At 69.7% G+C, this 2,242-nt stretch carries 5 protein-coding genes; all 5 read right to left on the minus strand.

The features are described 5' to 3' along the window. Positions 1-333, minus strand: a 333-nt coding sequence (locus ABD161_RS15370; protein WP_344004947.1) for a DUF3846 domain-containing protein, incomplete at its 3' end; no start/stop codon positions are given. Positions 334-381: 48 nt separating this feature from the next. Next, positions 382-591: a DprA-like winged helix domain-containing protein gene (locus ABD161_RS15375; protein ID WP_344004950.1), complete on the minus strand. Its 210-nt coding sequence runs from the start codon at positions 589-591 to the stop codon at positions 382-384. Positions 592-644: 53 nt separating this feature from the next. After that, a complete protein-coding gene (locus ABD161_RS15380; RefSeq protein WP_344004953.1) occupies positions 645-1,046 on the minus strand; it encodes a hypothetical protein in 402 nt (133 codons plus the stop codon). Between the two features lie 115 nt (positions 1,047-1,161). Next, positions 1,162-1,671: a hypothetical protein gene (locus tag ABD161_RS15385; protein ID WP_344004956.1), complete on the minus strand. Its 510-nt coding sequence runs from the start codon at positions 1,669-1,671 to the stop codon at positions 1,162-1,164. Positions 1,672-1,742: 71 nt separating this feature from the next. After that, positions 1,743-2,242 (minus strand): hypothetical protein (locus ABD161_RS15390; protein WP_344004959.1); only part of this gene is annotated, 500 nt, incomplete at its 5' end.

Below are 2,242 nucleotides of genomic sequence, written 5' to 3' on the forward strand. Positions count from 1 at the left end.
CTGCTCGATCTGCTGAGCGTGCTCCTCGCTGAGGCCGAGGGTCTCGCCCTCCTCGTCGAGCCCTCCGGTGAACACCGCGGGGCCGACGATTAGGTTGGCTCCGCCGAGGATGGCCCACTGGGCGGCCTCCGCGGTCGGGTTGCGGTGCGCGCCGCCGAACTGGGCCCAGCCGTCCTCGTTCACGTAGAACTCGAGGTCGGCGGTGAGGGTCACCGGCTCGATGAGTCCCTCGACCGCTCCGCTGAGCACGGGGTAGGCGTCGGCGCCGAGGTCGAGGCGCTCGGTGCGCCCGTCCGGAGTGACCTTGACGGCGAGGCGGGTGGTGGTGGTCATGGGGTCTTCCTCTCCTAGTAACTGGTATCTCTGACAGGTATTAATCTACTAGGAGCCTCCGACATTGCGCGAGCTGATCCGCCAGCCGGCGAGAGAAGATTCGACCCGGCCGTCGATCTCCAGCAGCGCAAGCGAGAACTGCGCACCCTGGATCGACAGGCCCGCCCGCTGCGCGATCTCCTCCAGCGGGCGCGGGGTGCCGTCAAGCGCGTGCAGCACGCGGATCTCGGCGGGACGGTTGTCGGCTGCGTTCGTCATGGTGCCTCCTCGGGGAGCCGGGGCCTCCCGCTCGGAGAGGCCCCGGGGGTCGGTCAGTCGGACACGTCCTGCGCGGCAGCCCAGGCCAGCAGCGCACGCCACATCAGCGGCGACCGGGCGCTGTCCACGTAGCGCTGGTGCGCCGCCTCCAGGGCCTTCTGCGAGAACCGCGACACCGGAGTGACCGCCCGCGGCATCGGCACCGTCGAGTGCCCGAACCCGATCACCGCGCGCACCCACCGCTCGCTGACGGTGACGTGGTGGGCGAACGAACGGAACTGCTTGGCGTCTCGCTGGTACCAGGTCGTGATGTCGACGGCGCTGTGGAACGTCTCGCCGCGGCGATCGAACTCCCGGTCCAGCAGCACGATCCGGGTCGTGAGCTCGCGGTCGCGCCGGATCTCATCCACGCGGACCGGGGTCTCCTCGAGGGCCGGGGCAGTGATGGTGGTCATGGGGTCTTCCTCTCCTAGTAACTGGTATCTCTGACAGGTATTAATCTACTAGGGGCCTCCGACATTGAACCGGGCCGGGCGGCCGGTGCCGACGAAACCGACCGCCCGGCCCGGTTCAGACCCGGCTGTCCCAGCTGGCCACCAACGCCCGCGCGGCATCCCGCACGCGCGGCCGGGTGTTCCGCTCGTACCCGCGAACCGCGAGCGCTCGCCGCAGGTCGCCGATGAGCTTGGGCAGCTGGTCGGGGATCAGCTCGGTGTGCTGGCCGAGGTCGGGCACGGCGGCGCCGTTCTCGTAGACGGTGACGCTGCCGCCCACCTCGTCGTAGTCCCATTCCTCGCGGTGGACGATCCGGCCGGTGTGCTTGGAGAGTTCCGCGAGGGCGGCGGACGCTTCGTCGGCGGTGTACTTGCTGTGGCCCTGGATGATGATCGAGCCGTCCGGGTTGCCGGTGCGGCCGGGGATCGTGTAGCCGGCGGCCACTTCGCGCTCGGGTACGTCCTCGCGCTCGTCGATTGCGTCGTAGCCTTCCCAGAGTTCGCCGTCGCTGGTGAGGGCCGTGGGCAGGGTGTCGATGGTGAGGGCTCCGGGCTCCTCGATGGTGATGCTGTTCCAGGTGGACATGGTGTTCCTCCTCGTGTCTGTGGGGTGTGGGCCGGGGGCCTCGGCCGCGCGTGGCGGCCGAGGCGGTGCGGTCACCAGATCTCGAAGCCGCCGGATGCGATGGCGAACCGGGCGAAGGCCGCCACGTTGGCTTCGTCGAACGGGTAGTGAGCCTCGGGCGGGGCGCAGGTGCCGACGCCGTCGCAGGCGTTGCACCAGCCGCGCTCGACCATGCCCATCTGCTGGCCGACCTCGTCCCGTCGGGTGCCGGTGCCCTCGCAGTACCGGCAGCCCTCGCGCGGGATGCTCTCGATCCGTGCGGCGTAGGCGCTGGCGTACGCAGCCACGGTGCCCTTGTGGATGTCGGTGCGCAGCGCTTCGCCGAGCGCGCGTGCCTGCTCGGCGTCGAGGCCGTCGCCGTCGTTGGTGTGCCAGTGCTGGCACGGCTCTGCGAGGGCCGGGTGAGCGGCCTGGATGTACTCCGCGAGGGGGTGCCAGTACCAGACCGAGTTTCGGAAGTATTCGCCCTTCTCGCTGGTCGGGGCCTTCCCGTAGACGTCCATTCCCATCGTTCCAACCTCCTCAATAGGGG

It is taken from the genome of Microbacterium paludicola (genome assembly GCF_039529675.1).
Taxonomy (GTDB): domain Bacteria; phylum Actinomycetota; class Actinomycetes; order Actinomycetales; family Microbacteriaceae; genus Microbacterium; species Microbacterium paludicola.